At 57.9% G+C, this 20,372-nt stretch carries 18 protein-coding genes and 2 tRNA genes; 9 read left to right on the top strand and 11 right to left on the bottom strand.

Annotated elements, in window-relative coordinates; translation table 11 throughout:
• Positions 1 to 41 precede the first annotated feature (41 nt).
• The 3 genes from GSQ81_RS17115 (at position 42) to GSQ81_RS17105 (ending at position 1,818) form a co-directional block, all read left to right on the top strand.
• Positions 42 to 131: transfer RNA gene (locus GSQ81_RS17115), tRNA-Ser, on the top strand.
• Between the two features lie 206 nt (positions 132 to 337).
• Positions 338 to 604, top strand: a complete 267-nt coding sequence (locus GSQ81_RS17110; protein WP_158911845.1) for a phosphopantetheine-binding protein — start codon at positions 338 to 340, stop codon at positions 602 to 604.
• 2 nt (positions 605 to 606) lie between these two features.
• Positions 607 to 1,818, top strand: coding sequence for a beta-ketoacyl synthase (locus tag GSQ81_RS17105; RefSeq protein ID WP_158911844.1), 1,212 nt, complete (start codon positions 607 to 609; stop codon positions 1,816 to 1,818).
• Here the strand turns inward: GSQ81_RS17105 and GSQ81_RS17100 are convergent.
• The 10 genes from GSQ81_RS17100 to GSQ81_RS17055 all read right to left on the bottom strand — a co-directional run bounded on the left by GSQ81_RS17100 (position 1,815) and on the right by GSQ81_RS17055 (position 14,868).
• Complete coding sequence (locus tag GSQ81_RS17100; protein WP_158911843.1) at positions 1,815 to 2,813, bottom strand: NAD(P)-dependent oxidoreductase; 999 nt, start codon at positions 2,811 to 2,813, stop codon at positions 1,815 to 1,817. The genes GSQ81_RS17105 and GSQ81_RS17100 overlap by 4 nt on opposite strands.
• On the bottom strand, positions 2,814 to 4,112 hold the full coding sequence (locus tag GSQ81_RS17095) for an aminotransferase class I/II-fold pyridoxal phosphate-dependent enzyme (RefSeq protein WP_158911842.1): 1,299 nt from the start codon (positions 4,110 to 4,112) through the stop codon (positions 2,814 to 2,816).
• Between the two features lie 136 nt (positions 4,113 to 4,248).
• Positions 4,249 to 6,972: a methionine synthase gene (gene metH / locus GSQ81_RS17090; RefSeq protein ID WP_254060263.1), complete on the bottom strand. Its 2,724-nt coding sequence runs from the start codon at positions 6,970 to 6,972 to the stop codon at positions 4,249 to 4,251.
• Between the two features lie 20 nt (positions 6,973 to 6,992).
• Complete coding sequence (locus tag GSQ81_RS17085; protein WP_158911840.1) at positions 6,993 to 8,084, bottom strand: homocysteine S-methyltransferase family protein; 1,092 nt, start codon at positions 8,082 to 8,084, stop codon at positions 6,993 to 6,995.
• Positions 8,085 to 8,635: 551 nt separating this feature from the next.
• A tRNA-Pro gene (locus tag GSQ81_RS17080) sits at positions 8,636 to 8,712 on the bottom strand.
• 90 nt (positions 8,713 to 8,802) lie between these two features.
• Positions 8,803 to 9,075 carry an oxidative damage protection protein gene (locus GSQ81_RS17075; RefSeq protein ID WP_158911839.1) on the bottom strand — a complete coding sequence of 91 codons (273 nt, stop codon included), beginning with the start codon at positions 9,073 to 9,075 and terminating at the stop codon, positions 8,803 to 8,805.
• Positions 9,076 to 9,297: 222 nt separating this feature from the next.
• Positions 9,298 to 12,003: a ribonuclease R family protein gene (locus tag GSQ81_RS17070; RefSeq protein WP_158911838.1), complete on the bottom strand. Its 2,706-nt coding sequence runs from the start codon at positions 12,001 to 12,003 to the stop codon at positions 9,298 to 9,300.
• 47 nt (positions 12,004 to 12,050) lie between these two features.
• On the bottom strand, positions 12,051 to 12,857 hold the full coding sequence (locus GSQ81_RS17065) for a hypothetical protein (protein WP_158911837.1): 807 nt from the start codon (positions 12,855 to 12,857) through the stop codon (positions 12,051 to 12,053).
• Positions 12,858 to 12,921: 64 nt separating this feature from the next.
• Entirely contained in the window at positions 12,922 to 14,166 is a 1,245-nt protein-coding gene (tyrS, locus tag GSQ81_RS17060; protein WP_158911836.1) for a tyrosine--tRNA ligase, read from the bottom strand.
• Between the two features lie 63 nt (positions 14,167 to 14,229).
• Positions 14,230 to 14,868, bottom strand: coding sequence for a hypothetical protein (locus GSQ81_RS17055; RefSeq protein ID WP_158911835.1), 639 nt, complete (start codon positions 14,866 to 14,868; stop codon positions 14,230 to 14,232).
• A 13-nt stretch (positions 14,869 to 14,881) separates the two neighbouring features.
• On the opposite strand from GSQ81_RS17055, the gene GSQ81_RS17050 reads away from it, so the two are divergent.
• The gene (locus GSQ81_RS17050; protein WP_158911834.1) at positions 14,882 to 15,322 is read left to right on the top strand and encodes a DUF3253 domain-containing protein; all 441 of its coding nucleotides are present in this window, start codon (positions 14,882 to 14,884) and stop codon (positions 15,320 to 15,322) included.
• A 20-nt stretch (positions 15,323 to 15,342) separates the two neighbouring features.
• On the top strand, positions 15,343 to 15,780 hold the full coding sequence (locus GSQ81_RS17045; protein ID WP_158911833.1) for an MmcQ/YjbR family DNA-binding protein: 438 nt from the start codon (positions 15,343 to 15,345) through the stop codon (positions 15,778 to 15,780).
• Between the two features lie 448 nt (positions 15,781 to 16,228).
• On the opposite strand, the gene GSQ81_RS17040 is transcribed toward GSQ81_RS17045, so the two are convergent.
• Positions 16,229 to 16,609 (bottom strand): DoxX family protein, encoded by a 381-nt coding sequence (locus tag GSQ81_RS17040; RefSeq protein WP_158911832.1) that lies wholly within the window; start codon positions 16,607 to 16,609, stop codon positions 16,229 to 16,231.
• Positions 16,610 to 16,782: 173 nt separating this feature from the next.
• On the opposite strand from GSQ81_RS17040, the gene GSQ81_RS17035 reads away from it, so the two are divergent.
• From GSQ81_RS17035 to GSQ81_RS17020, 4 genes are read left to right on the top strand one after another with little or no spacing between them, the layout of a single operon-like run.
• Positions 16,783 to 17,655, top strand: a complete 873-nt coding sequence (locus tag GSQ81_RS17035; RefSeq protein WP_158911831.1) for a hypothetical protein — start codon at positions 16,783 to 16,785, stop codon at positions 17,653 to 17,655.
• 26 nt (positions 17,656 to 17,681) lie between these two features.
• Positions 17,682 to 18,212 (top strand): 3-hydroxyacyl-ACP dehydratase FabZ, encoded by a 531-nt coding sequence (fabZ, locus tag GSQ81_RS17030; RefSeq protein WP_158911830.1) that lies wholly within the window; start codon positions 17,682 to 17,684, stop codon positions 18,210 to 18,212.
• Positions 18,209 to 18,991 carry an acyl-ACP--UDP-N-acetylglucosamine O-acyltransferase gene (lpxA, locus tag GSQ81_RS17025; RefSeq protein ID WP_158911829.1) on the top strand — a complete coding sequence of 261 codons (783 nt, stop codon included), beginning with the start codon at positions 18,209 to 18,211 and terminating at the stop codon, positions 18,989 to 18,991. Before fabZ ends, lpxA begins: the two co-directional genes overlap by 4 nt.
• Before the next feature lie 27 nt (positions 18,992 to 19,018).
• Complete coding sequence (locus tag GSQ81_RS17020; protein WP_158911828.1) at positions 19,019 to 20,338, top strand: hypothetical protein; 1,320 nt, start codon at positions 19,019 to 19,021, stop codon at positions 20,336 to 20,338.
• The last annotated feature ends 34 nt before the right edge of the window (positions 20,339 to 20,372 follow it).

Below are 20,372 nucleotides of genomic sequence, written 5' to 3'. Positions count from 1 at the left end.
TCTTTTGCGCTGGCAGCCTGTCACGTACTAAACTTCAAAAAGGAAGAGTGGCCGAGTGGTTGATGGCTCCAGTCTTGAAAACTGGCGTACCTGAAAGGGTATCGGGGGTTCGAATCCCTCCTCTTCCGCCATCATCTATCCGAGATCGTCTCAGCTAATCCAAGATCTCCCTACAAGCCCAACTCGGACTGATAAATCGGTAACCTGCTTCTCTCCGTTGCTTCCCTGCCCGCTTTGGCCTGCCTCCGCGGTATCAACCTTCTCAAAGTCAGGGTAGAATTGGCTCTGCAAAGCCAGTTCACCCCACTTAATTTGGTGGCAAGGATCATCGCTGAAAGTGACAGACAATACCATCCAGGATCGGGTTCTCAAGGTCATCGCGACCACCAAGCGCATTCCGCTCGAAAATGTGCTTCCCGATAGCAGCTTTGAGTCGCTTGGGATCGACTCCCTCGACCGCCTTAACATCCTTTTCGGCCTCGAAAGCGAGTTCGACATCGAGATCAACGATGAGGACGCCAAGCACATCCAGAACATTCACGAGATGGTCGACGGCATCACCCAGCTTCTCCAGGCGAAGGCGCCTTCTTCGCCCAGCGAGTGACCATGCATCGCGTCGTCGTCACTGGAACCGGCGTCATCAGCGCTCTCGGCAATAACACCTCCAGCTTCTGGCAGTCCCTGATCTCGGGCACCTCCGGCATTCGCGAGATGGTCGGCGTCGATATCTCGCAGATCCGCTTCAAGAACGGCGCCCAGGTCCAGAACTACATCCCCGAAGAGCACTTCGCGGCAAAAGATATCGATGTCATGGACCGCTTCGCTCAGTTCGCTGTCCTGGCTGCCCGCGAAGCCATTGCAGAGGCCGGCATTGAATGGACCCCTGATCTGCGCGAGACTGCGGCTATCGTCACCGGCTCCTGCCTGGGCGGCCGAGGCGCGGAAGAGGCAGGCTACTGGGAGCTCTTCCACAATGGCAAGAGCCGCGTCCACCCCTATACCATCCCGCTTGGCATGAGCAACGCCGGTACCAGCCACATCTCGATGCAGTTCGGCATCGAGGGGCCTGCCTACAATCTTTCTACCGCCTGCGCCTCCTCCGCCCACGCCATCGGCCATGCCTTCTGGCTGGTCCGCTCCGGCGTTGCCCCTCTCGCAATCGCGGGCGGCAGTGAGGCACCCTTCTTCCTCGGCGGCCTCAAGGCATGGGAAGCCATGCGCGTCGTCAGCAAGGACACCTGCCGCCCCTTCTCCGCCGAGCGCAGCGGCCTGATCTTGGGCGAAGGAGCCGCCATGCTGGTGCTCGAACCACTGGAGGTGGCCCTTGCCCGTGGTGCACGCCCGCTGGCCGAGATTGTGGGCTTTGGCATGTCAGCCGATGCTGGTCACATTACCCAGCCGATTGCCAAGGGTCCCTCCCGCGCGATGCGCATGGCCCTTCGCGACGCCGGACTCGCTCCTGAGCAGATCGGCTACATCAACGCCCATGGCACGGGCACGGAGGCCAACGACCGCATCGAGACCGCGTCCCTCCGCGATACCTTCGGAACTCATGCCGACAAGCTCGCCGTTAGCTCCACCAAATCCATGCACGGCCACGCTCTCGGCGCTGCTGGTGCCCTTGAGGCCGTAGCCAGCATCCTCAGCCTCAGGGATGGCGTTCTCCCTCCCACCGCCAACTTCCTTACCGCAGACCCCGCCTGCGATCTGGATATCATCCCCAACCAGGCCCGAAGGGTTGCTGTGGAGGCATGCCTTTCAAATTCTTTCGCCTTCGGCGGGCTGAACGCTGTCCTCGCCTTCAAATCTCTCCCCTAGACACGTCTCAGGCCCTTCACCCAAGCCACGGAGCGGGCAATCCCCTCTTCGAAGGAAACTCGCGAGACAAAGCCAAATTCTGCTCGCGCTTTACCACTGGGAAACTCCTGATCTCTCGCCAGTAGAAGAACCGCATGACGCGTCAGCATCGGACGCCCTGGCAGCATCTTTACCCAGCGATACGGAGCTTCCATCGCACCTGCAATCTTCATCGCCAGCCCATAGGGCAGATCAATCCACGGCGGCCTGTACCCCAATCCTCCCGCCAATGCCGTAACATATTGATTCCAGGTCGCTCCCGTGCCATCCGCAAGGTTGTACGCCTGCCCTTCAGCGTCCACGCTCCGGGCTGCCGCGAGCATCGCAGCTACAGCATTATCGACATAGAGGAAGCCTCCGGTCGCTCGTCCCCCACCGATATGCGCCATCTGCCTGCTCCGCAATAAGTCCGCGATATCGGTGACAAACGCCTTCCCTCTGGGCCCATAGATCGTCGCTGGCCGAACTACCGTCACCGGTAGCCCCTCGCGCGAAGCTCGCCACACTGCCTGCTCGGCCTGAATCTTCGTCCGGTTATAGGGCAGACCTACATCTCGAACCTCGCCGGTCTCGGCGCACGGAATCGCAGGGTACCCATAGACGTCCGTGGTGCTGACATGAACGAATCGCTGGAGCTGCCGCGCCTTCAATGCCGCTGCTAAAAGCATCTCCGTACCCCGAACATTACTCTCGAGGTAGACCTCCATCGAAGCCCAGTCCGTCGATGCCGCCGCACAGTGAAAGATATGGGTCGCGTCTCGCACCGCGTCCAGCAGCGATTCCCGGTCCGTTAAGTCTCCTCGAACTACGCGCAGACGATTAGGCAGAAATTCGGAAAGGTGGCTGAGATCGGAGGTTGAGCGGGCCAATACAGTAACCTGCTCCCCTTCGTTGATCAGCACCTCCGCCAGCCGTCCGCCCAGAAAACCACTCGCGCCCGTCACCAGGACAGGCACTTATATGCTCCGCATCTTCTCGAAGACATCGAGCGCAAAGTGGAGATGCTCCCGAGTATGAGCGGCCGTCACACAGAGCCTCAGGCGGGCTGTCCCCTGCGCGACCGCAGGAAACATCACCGGAGAGACCAGAATCCCATAATCGCGTAGCTTCCGGGCAAACAAGGCCGTCTTTGCATCATCGTGCAGCATTACCGGAATCACCGCCGTCTCCGATAGCCCCGTATCGTATCCAAGGCCCTGAAGGCCTTCACGAAGGAACACCGCATTCGCCTGTAAACACGCGACCCGCTCTGGCTCGTCTTGCAAAAGCTTCAGCGCCTCGCAGGCAGCGGCCGCTACCGGAGCCGACATCGCTCCCGAAAAGATAAACGGGGCCGACGCATGTTGCAGGAAGATCGCCAGCCGTTTCGAGACCGCCACAAATCCGCCGCTCGCCGGAATCGCCTTCGCCAGCGATCCGGTCCAGATATCGACATCGTCCGTAAGCACACCGAAGTGCTCATCTGTCCCGCGCCCGTGCTTGCCCAGCACACCGCTGGCATGAGACTCATCCATCAGAAGAAAGCAGCCAAACTCTTTTTTCAGCGCGATCAGGTCCGGAAGACAGCCGATGTCGCCATCCATTGAAAACACTCCATCGGAGACGATCAGCGTGCGATTGGCTCCGGTCTCCTTCTGTAACTGTTCTCGCAGAGAAGCCGGGTCATTGTGCGCAAATGTCTGGACCGGAACCCCCGCTAGCCGACATGCATCCATCAGGCTCCGATGCGACAGGGCATCGAGGATCACACGGTCGGCAGGCCCGAACAAAGCACTGATCACGGCCAGATTTGCTGCATACCCGGAGGTAAAGGTGATCGCCGCCTCCGTCCCCTTGAACCTCGCTACCGCCTCTTCCAGCTCCCGGTGGAGATCCAATGTGCCGGTCAACAGGCGCGCGCCACCCGTGCCAGTCCCATACTTCCGTATCGCCGCAATCGCGGCCTCATCCACTCTCGGGTTCCCAATCAATCCCAGGTAATCGTAGGAAGACAGCATCAGCATTCGGTGGCCATCCATCTCCACCACAGGCCCGGACCGCGTGCTCAAAGGGGCCTGAAACGGATAGGCGTCCATGGAACAGGCCAGCGCCGTGTTCTCGAATATTCTTCGCGCCCGCGCATCGATCAGGTCGCGCTTTTTATAGCTGTCCTCGCGGTCACCAACGAAGTAATCCTGAAACATCTCCCCCGCTGAGGAAGGAAAGCTCTTCCTTGTCGCGGTCGAGTTCTGTGGAAGGGATGAGGTCTGATTCATGAGTATTGACTATACCGCTTATCCGAATTGCACACTATCGGGAGATGCCACTTCATCCATGCCTCTGAAGCAAAATAGAGGCCGCTCGAAATTTTTCTCGTCGAGGCCGTTGATCAAGCCCCCAAAGGTCCGAGCGCTATTCCGCAGGGTCGTAGTTCAGGTTTTGCCCAAGCCATCGTTCAACCTCTGCCACGCTCATCCCCTTGCGCTCGTGATAGTCCTCGACCTGATCGCGATCGATCTTGCCAAGGCTGAAGTAGCGCGACTGAGGGTGGGCGAAATAGAGCCCGCTCACGCTTGAGCCAGGCCACATTGCAAATGACTCCGTAATCAACATTCCCGTGTTCGCCTGCACATCCAGCAACCGCCAGATCGTGCCTTTTTCCGTATGGTCCGGACAAGCCGGATAACCTGGAGCCGGCCTGATTCCGCGGTACTTCTCCGCGATAATGTCTACGTTGCTCAGACCTTCCTCGCAGCCATAACCCCATTCATCCCGCACCCGTTTGTGCAGGCACTCGGCAAAAGCTTCAGCCAGCCGATCGCCGATCGCCTCCGCCATAATCGCGTTGTAGTCATCGTTCTCAGCACGATACTTGTCGCATAGTTCCTTCAGGCCGATGCCGCTGGTCACCGCGAAACCGCCCATGTAATCCTGCAACCCGGTCTCTTTCGGCGCAATGAAATCAGCGAGCGAGCGGCATGGCTCGCTCCCTTCCCTGTTTGCCTGCTGACGCAGAAAGTGGAACCGGTCCAGCACCTCGGTGCGTGTCGCATCGGTGTACAACTCGATATCGTCCCCCACAGCATTGGCTGGAAAGAATCCGTAGACGCCACGCGCGGTAATCAGGTTCTTCTCAATGATGACGTCCAGAAGAGCATTGGCATCGGTGAAGATCTGACGCGCCTGCTCGCCCTGGGTCTCATGTTCAAGAATGCGGGGGTAAACGCCCTTCAGCCCCCAGGCGTGAAAGATCGGGGTCCAGTCGATGAACGCACGCAGCTCTGCCAGAGGAAAATTGTCCAACACGCGCACTCCCGTAAACGCGGGCGTGGGTACATCCCCAGCTCGCCACTCGATGGGCGTCCGTCTTGCGCGAGCAGTTTGAAGAGGAACAACTTGCTGGCGCGGCGCGGAGTGCGCTTTGCGGAGCGCCTCGTACTCGGCACGATGCTGCGCCACAAAGTCTGCCTTGCCTTCCACGCTCAGAAGGCTGGTCGTCACAGGGACTGCGCGGCTGGCATCCAACACATGGACCACCGGTTCACTATAGTGCGGCGCAATTTTGACGGCGGTATGAGTGCGGGTCGTAGTCGCCCCGCCGATCAGCAACGGCAACTTGAAACCCTGACGCTCCATCTCGCGGGCCACATGCACCATCTCGTCGAGAGACGGTGTGATCAAGCCGCTGAGTCCAATCACGTCCACCTTCTCGGCCCTGGCGCGTTCGAGGATCTTTTCACAGGTGACCATCACCCCCATGTCGATCACCTCGTAGTTATTGCACGCGAGCACAACGCCGACGATGTTCTTGCCGATATCATGAACGTCACCTTTGACCGTCGCGAGCAGAATCTTTCCCTGCGCCTTGACCTCCTGGCCAGCCGCAGCCAGTGCAGCCTTCTCTTCCTCCATGAAAGGCGTCAGATGCGCCACAGCCTTCTTCATGACTCGGGCAGATTTCACCACCTGGGGCAGGAACATCTTGCCGGCTCCGAAGAGATCGCCCACGACGCCCATGCCGTCCATCAACGGTCCTTCGATCACCAACAGAGGCCGGCCCAGCTTGACGCGAGCCTCCTCGGCGTCAAGTTCGATATACGCGTCTATTCCTTTGACCAGTGCGTGAGAGAGCCGCTCCTCGACGGTGCCATTACGCCACTCTTCAGCCTTCTTCTCGCTTACGACCGTGCCAACATGCTTCAGCGTTTCGCCGTGCTCCACCAGTCGTTCGGTCGCATCGGGGCGGCGATTGAGCAGCACATCCTCGACCAACACCTTTAGCTCGGGCTCAATCTCCTCATACACCTCGAGCATCCCGGCATTCACAATGCCCATGTCCATGCCCGCCGCGATGGCGTGATAAAGAAACGCAGCGTGCATGGCTTCGCGGACTTTGTTGTTACCTCTGAAGCTGAACGAGATGTTCGAGACGCCGCCGCTGACCTTCGCGTGCGGCAAGTTCGCCTTGATCCAGCGCGTCGCATTAATGAAGTCGACGGCGTAGTTGTTGTGCTCCTCCATCCCGGTGGCCACGGTGAGGATATTCGGGTCAAAGATAATGTCTTCAGGTGGAAATCCAACGTCGTCAACAAGGATCCTGTAGGCGCGCTCGCAGATGCGGATCTTCTCCTCGAAGGTTGCGGCCTGGCCATTCTCATCGAAGGCCATCACCACCACCGCCGCGCCATACTTCAGCACCGTCGCGGCATTCTGGCGAAACTTCTCTTCGCCTTCCTTCAACGAGATCGAATTCACAATGCCTTTGCCCTGCAGGCACTTGAGCCCCGCCTCGATGACCTCCCACTTCGAGGAGTCCACCATAAAGGGCGCCTTGGCGACCTCGGGCTCGCTCGCCAGCAACTGCAGAAAACGCGTCATTGCGGCAACGCCGTCGATCATGCCCTCGTCCATGCAGATGTCGATGACGTTCGCGCCATTCTCAACCTGCTGCCGGGCAATGCTGACTGCTTCCTCGTACTTGCCCTGCTTCACTAGCTTGGCGAACTTCGGCGAACCGGCCACATTGGTCCGCTCGCCGATCATGATGTAGACGCCGGGCTGCTGGGTAAAGGGCTGCGATCCCGATAGCCGCAACGGCTTGGTCTCCGCCGCGACCACAGTATCAGTTCCGCTCAAATTCTGGTTCCTATCCATGGTCACCGGGTCGCTCGCAATTCCCGCGGAGCCTGGCCTTCAAGTGCCTTGGCAATCGCCGCAATATGCTCGGGCGTGTTACCGCAACAGCCACCGGCAATGTTGATCAACCCTCCTCGTGCGAAGTCACCCAAATAACGGGCCATATCTTCCGGACCCAGGTCGAAACCGGTCTCCGAGAGAGGATTAGGCAAACCGGCATTCGGATAAGCCGAGATTGCTACGTCTGCCTTTTCCGACAGTTCGCTCAAAAAGGGATACATCAGATCGGGGCCGAGCGAGCAATTGAGCCCCACCGACAGCGGCTTTACATGCTTCACCGCATTCCAGAACGCCTCCGTAGTCTGAGCGGAGATCAGCGTCTCACCGCCGCGCCCTACCGCTGCCGAGATCATCACCGGCAGTTCCTTGCCATCCTGATCAAACACCTCGCGGATGGCCACAAGTGCCGCCTTGGCATTCAGCGAGTCGAAGATGGTCTCGACCAGAAGCAGGTCCGAGCCACCGGCGATGAGCGCGCGTACCTGTTCGATATAGGCTGTCTTCACCTGATCGAAAGTGACCACCCGGAACCCCGCATCATCGGCATCGGGCGAGTTCGAAAGCGATACAGTCATCGGACCGATTGCACCCGCAACAAACCGCTGACGCCCTGTCGCATTCCCGACGCGATCGGCCCATTCGCGGCACTGCCGCGCCGACTTCTCATTAATCTCGTAAGCCAGATCCCTGAGCGAGGCGTCCTCGATAATCTTCTGGTAGAACTCTGGGTTCTTCCGGCCGCCATGCTCCCGCGGATCGTCGACAAAAAACTCGCTCTGGGTAATGCTGGTCGCACCAAAAGTATTCGTTTCAATAATGTCCGCCCCAGCCTCCAGAAACCGGCGATGGATGTCGCAGATCATGTCTGGCTGGGTCAGGGAAAAGAGGTCACCGTTGTTCAGCAAGTCCTTCGTCGAGTCCTTGAACCGCTCCCCACGGATGTCGACTTCTGTCATGCCATAGGTGCGGATCGTCGTGCCCATCGCTCCATCGATGATGGCAATTCGGCTATCGAGGATCTTTCGCAGGGGATGCTGGTGGGCTGTCGTCATCTCTTCCTAACGGTTTTGCCTGTGGCGATGCTGGCAATAGCGCGCATCGCCGTAAGTGGGGTACCTAACCCATTGAGTTCATATGCGCTTCAACGTTGTCACACGAGTGGGATATCCTTCCATTATAGCCAGCCTGCGGGCATCCCATCCTCCTACAGATATTAGGGAGTGTCTGACGAATCCGTATTTGCTTCTGGGTACCCCAAGGCTTCAGCCTTGGGTCTCTCAAAGTCACAAAAAAACGGGGCTTCGGCCCCTGGGGTATGTCCTCTTTACGGGGACCATCAGCAGCCAATGGATTCGCCCTACAGGTATTAGAGCGACGCCGCCCTGTAAAAGAAGCAGCACCTCAGGTCACCACCAGAAGGGCGTTCCCTGTCACCCGCGCTGAAGGCGCGGTCTATATCAGCCTGTGGCGCAGTTCCATGTGCCATAAAAGCAGGCAATGAAAGGGCTGAAGAAAGCTCGGGAGGAAAGAATGCTACTGTCCCTTTGTGTCCCTTGAGTTGTTCCCAGATTCCTGAAATCAATCGCTAAGTTATTGAAATAAATGGTCGGGACGACAAGATTCGAACTTGCGACCTCACCCACCCCAAGGGTGCGCTCTACCAGGCTGAGCCACGTCCCGACTATTGGTTGCACGTCTGCCCAGGCGGGCGACGGCGGGGTATATTGCAGACCTAAGTGTACACGAACGGCGCGATCTTCGCGCCATCCGCTACTTCGTGGGAGCGACGTATTCCTTGGGCAAAGAGCCGCCTTCGCCGAAGAAGAATTCGTTCATCTGCTCCACCAGGAACTCCTGCGCCTCACGCGTCCAGGGCTGCAAACGATACTCATTCAACAGCATCTTCTGACGCTCTACCCACTCGCCCCAGGCCTTTTTGGAGACGTTTTTGTAGATCTTCTGGCCGAAGTCCGAATCGAAGGGTGGTTCGTCGAGGCCTTCCATTTCAGCCTTGTATTTGGTGCAGAAAACCATGTGCGCCATTTGCGTTAAATCTCCTTGGAAGTCTTTATTTTACGCGGATTTCTTTCGCATCGGCTAACAGCGGTGTTTTTGCGCTTTTCACGGTCTTTTATAGGGAGAAAATCAGCGAATAAGCACGCTATCGCTATTTCCTCTCAGGGGTGGCTTCCTTTTATTTGTCATTCCCGAAGGGAATCTGCGTTTTGCTCAAATCGCCAAGACTACATCTGGAGGAAAACCTCCCTAAGACTTTTTGCGCTTGCCTTTAGACTTCTTATCGCGGGCGCGGTCCTTGGTCTTACGTTTGCCGGTACGATTTGGACTGGGCTGAACACTCTCCTTCTTCGAAGCCGCCTTCCCTTTTGTCTTACGAAGCGATCCGCGAAGAATCTGACTCTCTTCTTCCGATGGCAACAGCGCAAACTGCAACCGCTTCTGCTGACGGTCAATCCTGTCGAGCAGAACGTGGACGCGCTGGCCCATCTTGAAGACGTGGCCGTTGCGTGTGCCTACGATCTGCCGGTCGGTGTCGCGAAAGAAATAGCGGTCGTCCTGCAAGCTCGCAATCGGCACCAACCCCTCAATAAACAGGTCGTCGAGCTCGACGAAGAAACCATACTTCGTACAGGAGAGAATGATGGCGTTGAAGTCTTCCCCAACGCGGTCCTCCATGAAGCGTATCTTCTTCCACTCGATCAGCTCTCGCTCGGCATCGTCGGCGCGGCGTTCTGCCTGGCTCGACTCGGTCGCGATGGCAGCGATCTCTGCCTCTGGAATAGCCTCAATCGCATCGCCAAGCCGAGCCTGCGAGGAAGTATGTCGAGCGTCCCGCTTTGCATCGCTCATCTCGCGCCACGGCTGCGGGTCGGAGCTCAGAATAGCCTCGCCATGCGGGTTCGCTCCCCCCTGCAGCAGATCGCGCAGGAGCCGATGGACGATAAGGTCCGGGTAGCGGCGAATGGGCGACGTGAAGTGCGTATAACTGGGCGAGGCCAGAGCGAAGTGGCCCACATTCTGCTCGCTGTAGCGCGCCTGCTTCAGCGAGCGCAGCATCAGGTAGGCCAGAATCCGCTCCTCCGGCTTGCCCGTGATCTTCGCCGTCAGCCGCTGATACATCTGCGGCGTCACCGGGATCGACTCGGCGACCTCATGCGTCTTCGCCGTGCGATTTGTCCCGCGCACCGAGCGTCGGTCGGCCTTCATCTGCACGCGCTTCACCGGCAGGCTGCTGAAGCCGAGCGAGTAGCCGAACTGGCTCGCTGTCTCTTCGAAATCGACGATGCGCTTGGGATCGGGCATCTCGTGAATGCGATAGATGCCCGGCACTCCCTGCGCCTCAATCCAGTGCGCGACGCACTCGTTGGCCGAGAGCATGAACTCTTCAATCAAGCGATGCGACCAGCCGCGCTGCGAGCGCACGATGGCTTCCATATTGCCTTCGGGATCGAACTGCACCACCGGCTCCGGCAGGTCGAAGTCGATTGAACCACGACGATGGCGCTTCGCATTCAGCTTCAACGCCAGCTCGTACATGCGCTCGAAGTCCGGCACGAGCGCGGCAAACTCAGCGCGCGTCGCCACATCTCCGTCGAGCACCGCTTGAATCTGCGTGTACGTCATGCGCCGTGCACTGCGAATGATGCCCTCAAACAATTCGTAACCGAGCACCTCGCCACGCGCGTCGATCTCCATCAAGCAGCTCAGCACCAGGCGATCCTCATCCGGCCGCAAGCTGCACATTCCGCTCGAAAGCTGATTCGGCAGCATAGGAATTGCGCGATCAGGAAAATAAACTGACGTCCCACGCAGCCGCGCTTCAAGATCGAGCGCCGTACCCGGACGAACATAGTGGCTCACATCGGCGATGTGCACCTGAAGCTGCCAGTTGCCATTGGCCAGCGGCTCTACCAGCACGGCATCGTCGAAGTCTCGCGCCGTCTCGCCATCGATGGTGACGATCGGCAGCCCCCGAAAATCTCTGCGCCGTTCCACCTCGTCCGCACCCAGCGTCTCGACCGTCTGCGCAGCCGATGCCGTAGCCTCTGCCAGCACATTGGCAGGAAAGGTATACGGCAGATGATGCTTGCGAATAATGATCTCGACATCAACGCCGAACGCATCCGGCGGCCCTAAAACTTCGAGCACACGCCCGCGCGCAGGACGTCCCGGCGCAGGAAAATCCGTAATCTCAATATCGACCGCAAGCCCTTCCAGCGGCCAGTGTGGATCCAGTTCCTCCGACCAGTGAGCCCGCTGCGCCTGGGCCTCTTCGCCCAACACGCGATGCGGCGTCTGCGTCGGCGTGATGGCAATCTCAGCGCCCTCGGGTATAAGAATGGCCTGCGTCATCCGCTCGTCGAGTGGCGTAACGTAATTTCCGTTGACTACAGGCGCATTCTCCCAGGCATTCGCTCGCCCCCGCGACCGCGCGTAGTGAAAGAGGCCGACCACCGTAGGATTTCGTCGCGTCAGCACACGCGCTACACGGCCCGACCGGCGCCCATCGCGGCCCGGCGGCGCTTCGTCCACCAGCACCTCGTCGCCCTGCATCGCTCCGTTCAATTCATTCGGAGGAATGAAGAGATCGTCTTCGCGGTTGGTGCTTTGGTTGGGACGGACGAAGCCATAACCATCGCGGTGCAGATCGATCTTTCCCGCCACCAGCCGGTCGCGTGTGGCACGGTGTTCCACGGGCTGCTCGACATTTCGCGAAGCACGCGCCGTCTTCTCGGGCGCAGCGGCAGGCAGGCTCCACTGCTCCGTGTCGATCTTGACCAGCTCTCCGCGAGCGGTGATGCGCGCAAGCTGCTCCAGCAGCAGACGCCGTTCGCGGCCACCGCCCAGCCCAAACTCGCGCACCAACTGCTTATATCCAGCGCGATGTCCCGGAGAGCGCTCAATCCTGCCAATCAGTTCACGATCACTTCGGGGATACGGTGTCTGCGCCATCTCACTCTGAGCATACCGCCGCGACCATCATCGCGCAGCGGCAGCGGCTAATGCTTCTCTTTCGACATCTCCGCCGCCTGTTCGAACGTCGTGTTCGCAGGCACCTGGGTAAAGTCCGTCTGCACCTCATCCTGCTGCTGGCCAATATTTTTGAACAGCAGCGCCTTGCCCGCGATATTCACATGCGTCTCGGTAATCTGCCACAGTCCCGGCTTCAACTCGCGCCGTTCCACACGAAACGTTCCGCCCTGCTTCATCCGTCCCAGCAGCCCCCAGCCGAAGGTCACGTCGCGCACCAGCTTTCCACTGATGGTCTCGATGCGATGCTGTTTTTTGTCCACTACCAGATCGCCTGCCATCGCACTCAACACACGCGACTGCATGTCCGGCGGGCTGAAGTCAGGATTAGGAGTGAAGGTCAGCGTGATTGAATCGCGGTTCTCGTTCGCGATCTTCCAGAGAAACGCCGTGGGAAGCATATTCAGCAGCTCCGTCGCGCTTTTATCGTCGGACGCGCCATCTCTCCTCTGCTTCGCCATCTTCTCCGGGTCGTGGATCGCATTCTGTATCCGTGCATCTTCTGTCTGCGCTTCGGCAGCAGTCAGCGGTGCGCCATTCTTCTCGATCAGGCGCTTTACCGAGCCCTTGGCGGTCTGCACCACAATGGAAACTTTGTTCGCTTCCCTTTGCGCGTCGCGATATCGCCACAGGCTGTGATCGTTGCGGCTCGCGGCCAGCTCCGTGTTAACCGCTGTCTGCACGATCTGCCTGGGGTCCTGCGCGTGGAGCGGCAGAGCAACAAAAAGAACCAGGGCCACACAGCAAAAGAACTTCGAGCGGGTCAACATACGCATAGTGGTAGGATGCCATCTTTCCGCGCAGGTTTGTGCCAAAACCATGCGACGACTCAAACGCGGCTCATGCCGTAATCGTAATAGCCTTGGCCCGCTTGCCCAGCCGCACCGTCAGCTTCGCCGGCAATGATTCCAGCGATAGCGTTGCTTCGCGGTGCACCTCAGTGCCTACGCGCACTGCTCCCTCGGCCAGCTTGCGCGTAGCCTCGCTTGCCGAACTGGCGAGTCCAGCCTGTGCCAGGAGCTTCGCCATCCGCACTGTATTCGCATCGGCCCCCGCGACGGCACTGTATTCCACCGTTACCTCTTCGAGATCGTTCGCCACTCCGCGCTGCTGAAACTGCTGCGCCCAGTTCTCCGCCGCCGCATCGGCCTCAGCCGCCGAATGAAAATCGGCAGTAATTGCATGCGCGAGGTTCTTCTTCGTCTGCATCGGATGCAGCTTGCCATCGGTCACATCGGCCTGCATCTGCGCAATCTCCGACTTACGCAGATCAGTCAGCAGCGTCCAATACTTCCACATCAGCTCGTCGGAGATCGACATCAGCTTGCCATACATCTCCGACGCCGGCTCATGAATGCCAATCGCATTATTCAGCGACTTCGACATCTTCTGCACGCCGTCCAGCCCTTCCAAAATCGGCACCATCAGCACAATCTGCTGCGGTTCGCCAAAGTGCTTCTGCAGATCGCGCCCACGCATCAGGTTGAACTTCTGGTCCGTCCCGCCCAGCTCCACATCGCTCTTCAGCTCAACCGAGTCGTACCCCTGCGCCACGGGATAGATCATCTCGTGCAGCGCAATCGGCTGCTCCGCGTCGAAGCGCTTGTGGAAGTCCTCGCGCTCCAGCATCTGCGACACCGTGAACTGCGCCAGCAGCCGCACCATGTCGTAGTAGTTCAGCTTGTCCAGCCACTCGGAGTTGTACCGAACCTCGGTCTTCTCCGGGTCCAGAATCTTGAACACCTGCTCCTTGTACGTCTCCGCGTTGGCGGCAATCTGCTCGGGCGTCAGCGGCTTGCGGGTCACGTTGCGCCCGGTCGGGTCGCCGATCAGCGCCGTCGAATCCCCAATCAAAAAGATGACCGTATGCCCCAGTTGCTGAAAGTGCCGTAGCTTGCGAATCAGCACCGTATGGCCCAGATGCAGGTCCGGTGCAGTCGGGTCAAATCCCGCCTTGATGCGCATCGGCTTGCCCGAAGCGATGGACTGCTGAATGCGCTCCTTAAGAGCGTCCAGCGGAAGAATCTCGGCAGCGCCCTTGGTGATGAGGTCAAGCTGGTCTTCAAGCGATAAAAAATTAGCCATGGTCTCCGTTATAGAAGCGGACATATCTTTCAAGTATAAAGACCCGGACTTTTCAAACAGAGGTCAATTTCCCCACATACCTTTAGACTCCCCTGCTCCTTCAGGATCACGTTTGAATTTGCGAACTCCTGCCCACATAACAAACAACCCCATTAGGAACATAAAGTAAGGCGGCCAATCATCAGTACCATTGAAAATACCTTCTTCATTTCCGGTAGGGGAAAGAAACAGGGCTTTGTGTATCGAGCCACTATATCCACGATAAGACACCTGGAGATGTTCACCAGTCCGGAAATAAGGACTCCGACCATCTGCGTTAAGTACCAAGTCCACACCCGATGATGTCTGCACTATCAGGCTCGTTCTATATCCTTTATTCTGTGAGTGAATTTGCGCACTTTCGACGACTCCATCTACCTGATAAATGGGGGTTGTCCATTGCAACGAGCCGATAGCTAATGCACCGATGCAAATACCCGCTCCGCAAAGAAGGAACGCAATGAGTCGCCCCTTGCCCTTCTTAGGAGAAATACTCTCTCTACTCGCGTACACCCCATAACCAATACCTCCCACGCAAAAGCAAGCCGCCATGAGTAAGAACACTTTCACCAGCTTGAATTCCATGGCGAAAGTATAGTGGGTGGTGTATCCCTCAACGCCTGATCCAAATTTACCCAAATAGGCACCTTGATAAATATCCACCCCTTTTCAATTCATGCCCGACCGCAAACGCAACCCCGAGCGTCCCACTCCACGCAAAGACAAGCTTTGCAAGACCTGCCGCCGCCCCATTCAGTGGCAGAAGAAGTGGGAGCAGGACTGGGACATCGTTAAGTTCTGTAGCGAAGCCTGCACCGGCTACCGCCCCGGCGAAAAGGATGTGGCACTTGAGGCCGCCATTCTTGAGCTTCTCGCCGAACGCAGCGTCGATGGAGACAGGAGCAAGACGATCTGCCCGTCAGAGGCGGCGAAGCTGGTCAGCGGCGACGCTCGCGGTAAGGACAAAGCCACTCGCCGCGACTGGGAGGGGCTGGTGGAGCCAGCCCGTGCCGCGGCGCGTCGTCTTGTGGTCGCGGGAAAGATTGTCATCACCCAGCATGGAGCAATCGTTGATCCCGCCACAGCAAAAGGCCCCATCCGGCTTCGCCTGCGCTAAGCCTCTCCTATACTTCTGTCATGGACGTCGAACGCATCCGCGCCTTCCTCCTTGGCCTTCCTCACGTCGTCGAAACCGCGCAGTTCGGTGGCCTCGTCTTCTGGGTTGGGGACAAAGCCGTCGGCGGCAAGATGTTTGCCTGGGTCAAGCTCGAACAGACCGACAACCACCCGCGCGTCATCTCCTACCCCGCAGGGCCGGAGCGCTCCGCCGAACTACTCGAGATCGACGGCATCTTCCCCGCGCCCTACGTCGCCCGCATTCACTGGGTCGCCGCCGAGCGCTGGAACGTCTTTCGCACCGCCGAGTGGGAGCAGCAACTGCGCGCCGCCTACGACCTGACCCTGGCCAAGCTGCCGCCAAAGACCCGCACCATGCTGACCATGCCGAAGACGAAACAAAGGCAGCTCATAACGGAACGCAGAAAACTTCTGGCCTCCCGGCGATCAGCCTCGTAGAACCCGTTTAAAAATTGCCTCTCTGAAGTTCAGAACAACTGGCAACAACAAAAAACAAAAGCGAAATACAGGGGTCTCTCCACTCCGCCGCGCGATGAAACCGCGCGGCTCCGGTCGAGATGACGTGGCTAATGAGTTTTAAACAGATTCTTAGGCTAAAGATTTCCGGGAGGCCCCCCCCCCCGGGGCACTTTAGGCCTAAAGCGCTTTGATTCAAGGATTTACCTAATTTATTTTTGACAAATATTCATTCCAGGGGACTTAGCGGTCAAAATATTCTTTCTAAACGAGTTAGGCCCAGCATTGCGGCGGGGCCTTTCTCTCTTTTCTGCTTTATTTAAATTGTAGCGAATGGAGTGAAACTCACCTGCAACCTCTATTCGGTTTATTTTGTGTAAGTTAAGCCATTTTGGGGCTTGACAAGCGCTTTTGCTGGGATTTTGAGGTTCTACGCCTCCAGCTTCGCGGTAAAGATACCCCGAAAGGCTGGCCAGTAGGCCCAGATCAGGAACAGCTCCAGCACAGCCGCCACAGCTCCCGGAGCGATGCCCGGCGCAATCGTGAGATGGAACAGCAGGATGTTCACAATAATGGGTCCCAGAATGGTCAGCCCGACGGGAACGTACCATCCGGCCACCAGCAGCGCGCCGGCAAGCACATAGAGCACACCGTGGAAGGTCAGCCAGCCATGCGTGTAGAAGATGCCCATCAATACACCGGCATCGCCCGGCGGCGGCGGCATGGGAAGAAAATGGAAGAAATAGTTGAGGCCGAAGACAAGAAATATCAGGCCAAGCAAAACACGAGCTATCACTACGGCGATCTTCATATTCGGACAGGCTCCGCTGTTGAGAGAATTGGCAACGCGCCGCGCAGGCGATGCGATTGCGTGAGGATGAGATTATCGGATAAGCGGGATCTATGCAGAATATTTTTTGCCCGAACATTCGCCCGCCCGCAGCCGTCCAAAGAAGCGATGGATTCGTTGCCAATGGAGTTTCGATGAAGAAGGTTCTCTGCACCCTGTTTTTCTGCACCCTGTTGTCAGGCATCTTGTCAGCCACGTTCGCCTCGCCCCTGCTCCGGGCACAGGCCAGCGATATTCCCAACGCGACGACCGCCCAGCCCACTCCGCAGACGCAGGAACAGCGCGGGCATCAATTGATGGACGAGATGGTCACCGCGCTGGGCGGAGACGCGTGGCTCCATCGCCGGGACATGCAGTTCCACGGCCACATCGCCACCTTTTTTCAGGGGAGACCCAATGGCATGGTGGTAGAGTTCGACGCGTGGCAACAGTTTCCCGAGGGGGAACAGCCGCAGGCCGAGCGCATCGGCTTCCTCACGGACAAGAGCATGATCTTCCCTGGCAAGAAGATCGACGTCGTGCAGATCTGGACCGGCGGCGAAGGCTACGAGGTCACCTTCAAGGGCAAGACCACCCTGCCCAAAGATCAGGTCGAGGACTACTACCGCAGGCAGGCCCACTCCATCGAAGACGTGGTTCGCACCTGGCTCAAGGCCCCCGGCGTCATGGTGCTCTACGACGGCACCAGCATGGTCGAGCGCCGCATGGCAGATCAGGTCACCATCCTCAGCGCGAACAACGATGGCGTCACCATCGACCTCGATGCCACCACCCACCTTCCCCTGCGCCGTACTTTTGAGTGGCGCAACACCACCTTCAAAGACCACGACGAGGATGTCGAGGAGTACGACGACTATCACACCATGCAGGGCCTGCCCACACCCCTCACCATTACCCGTTATCACAACGGCGACATGAGCAATCAGCGCTTCCTGACCAACGTGCAGTACAACACCGGCCTGCCGCACGAACTCTTCAACCCCGACCATCTGCTGAAAAAGAAGTAACCCGGCGGTTTATACTCAGGGCTGCCATGACTGAATCTGAGCGTGAACAGCAAACCAATTCGCCCGAGGCCCCTGAGGCCGCCAAGCAGACGATGGACATCGTCGAGATCATGTCCATCCTGCCGCATCGCTACCCCTTCCTGCTGATCGACCGCGTCGTCGAGATTGAACGCAAGCAGCGCATCGTCGCCATCAAGAACGTCACCTTCAACGAGCCGCACTTTCAGGGTCACTTTCCCGACTACCCCATCATGCCCGGCGTCCTGATGGTCGAAGCCATCGCCCAGGCTGGCGGAGCGCTGCTGCTGACCGAGATTCCCGACCGCGCCGACAAGCTGATGGTCTTCACCGGAATCGACAACGCCAAGTTTCGCCGCCCCGTCGTTCCCGGTGATCAACTGCGCATCGAGGTCACCGTGCTGCAATGGCGCAGCCGCGCCGTCAAGATGCTCGGCATCGCGACCGTCGACGGCAAGGTAGCCTGCGAGGCGACCGTGATGTGCCAGCTCGTGCCCCGCGCGGCGAAGAAGCCTGCCTCCGAGGTACCGGCCGAGTGAGTATCCACCCGACCGCAATCGTCGCCGCTGGAGCCGTCATTCCGGAGTCCTGCACGGTCGGTCCTTACTGCACGATTGGAGCGAACGTCGTGCTCGGCGAAGAGTGCGAGCTGGTCTCGCACGTCGTGCTTGACGGGCACCTGACCCTCGGCAGCCGGAACCGCATCTACTCCTTCGCCTGCGTGGGTATCTCTCCGCAGGACCTGAAGTACGCTGGCGAGCCGACGAGGGTGACGATCGGCGACGACAACAGCATCCGCGAGTACGTCACCATCTCGCGTGGGACGATGGGCGGGGGCGGAGTGACGACGGTGGGAAGCGGCTGTCTGATCATGGCCTACACCCACATCGGCCACGACTCGCACATCGGCAACGGATGCATCCTGGCCAACTCCGCTACGCTGGCCGGACACGTCATCGTCGAGGACTACGCCGTAGTCGGCGCACTGTGCCCCGTGCATCAGTTCTGCCGCATCGGCAAATACTCCTACATCGGCGGGGGCACCACCATCACGCAGAATGTGCTGCCCTACTCGCTCACCAGCATTGAGCGCAACAACCACGCCTACGGATTGAACAAAGTCGGCCTCGAACGGCGCGGCTTCACGCCGGAGCAGTTGAAGGAGTTGCGCGCTGCCTACCGTCTGCTGCAAGCCTCGAAGCTGAATACGACCCAGGCGCTCGAAGCCATCCGCGAGACGGTTGCCAAAGGCGCAGGTGAACACGTCGCCTATCTCGCAGAGTTCATCGCCAACAGCGACCGCGGGGTCATCAAATAGCCAGTATCTGAGATAAAATCGGCGGGCATGTTCTACCGCATCTTTCTCCGTTCGCTCGCAGCGCTGATGCTCACCACTCTGAGTTACGCGCAAACAATTACCGGTCCAGCCTCGTGGACAACCTCGGACGTTAGCTTTCGTCCGATTAACATTACTTCTACAAAATCTTCCTTTTGGATCTGCGGGGTCGGCGAAGGTATTGCTACCTCTGTAGATGGTAAACATTGGGAGGTTAAGCACCATATTGAGAATGGTGGCGCTGTTCTTTTGGGTATTGGGTTTGCTTCCGAAACATTCGGCTATGCTTTCGGGACCTCTGGGGCACTCCTCATTACTGAAGACGGTGGAACCACATGGCTCAGGCGCAATGTAAGCGACCAGACTATCCTTCAAGCTTCTCTGGCAGATTCGTCTCATGGCATTTTTCGGACAGGATCAGCATTGCTTTATCTGGATGGCAGCGACATTCCACACGCCATCACGGAACCTTCTGAGGTTTTACGGAAATTTCCATACACCTATTCATTGGTCACCTTAAGCTCTGAAAAAATGGGCATACTCCTTTCAGAGGGACCTTTCTCCGAAGCAGGATTCTTAACAACGGCAAATGGTGGTAAAAACTGGACTTTCTATGATCCTCCAAGCACAGGTATTGCAAGCTTTCTCGCTGTAGATGGGCATTATTGGATGTCCGGATTCAAAGTTGTCGATAAAGACAAACCTGGGGGAGGCCACAGCGTTCCTGTTGCCTTAACTTCTGAAAATGGGACTGATTGGCAGACTGCTTCTCATGAGGTCCAAGCCTGTCATTGGCAGGAATGCGGGCTATGCACAACCACCGGGTGCTTTGCTTCTAATTCTTTGCTCATCAATTTCTTTCATTCGCCGACGACATATTTCAGCATCCCACCGGGACCATTGACGGCAAAATGGGCTAGTGTCCGAGACCAAATTTGTACTATACATAGCGGCGTCACCTGCAATACGCTTGCGATCGCGACAGATGTACTGGCCGTAGGTGATCCTAAGCCAGCTGAACAGGTAGTAAAACCGTTAAGCGCGAAGATCTCCTCAAATAGCTCACTTCAATGCTTGGCATGTGGGCTGGATCCTGTCTATGTGGATACCAAAGCTCAAGGTTCCTTTGTTGTCCATGTTTCCTTATTAATTCGATCCGATGGTACGGTCGAGTCAGCAGAAGTTAAAGGCGCACCCTCAGAATCGCTCCAGCATAAAATTCAAGCGCAGATGTTCGAATGGCTCTTTGAACCGCCCACGCAGAATGGAAAACCCATACGAATCTCAACGCAATCAACAATTAGCATCAATGTCGTGCGATCCAAATAATTGGCTATTGAAGCGCTATTTGTCACAGAAAGGT

Source organism: Granulicella sp. L56 (assembly GCF_009765835.1).
Taxonomy (GTDB): Bacteria; Acidobacteriota; Terriglobia; order Terriglobales; family Acidobacteriaceae; genus Edaphobacter.
This window is presented reverse-complemented; position numbering and strand designations above follow the sequence as displayed.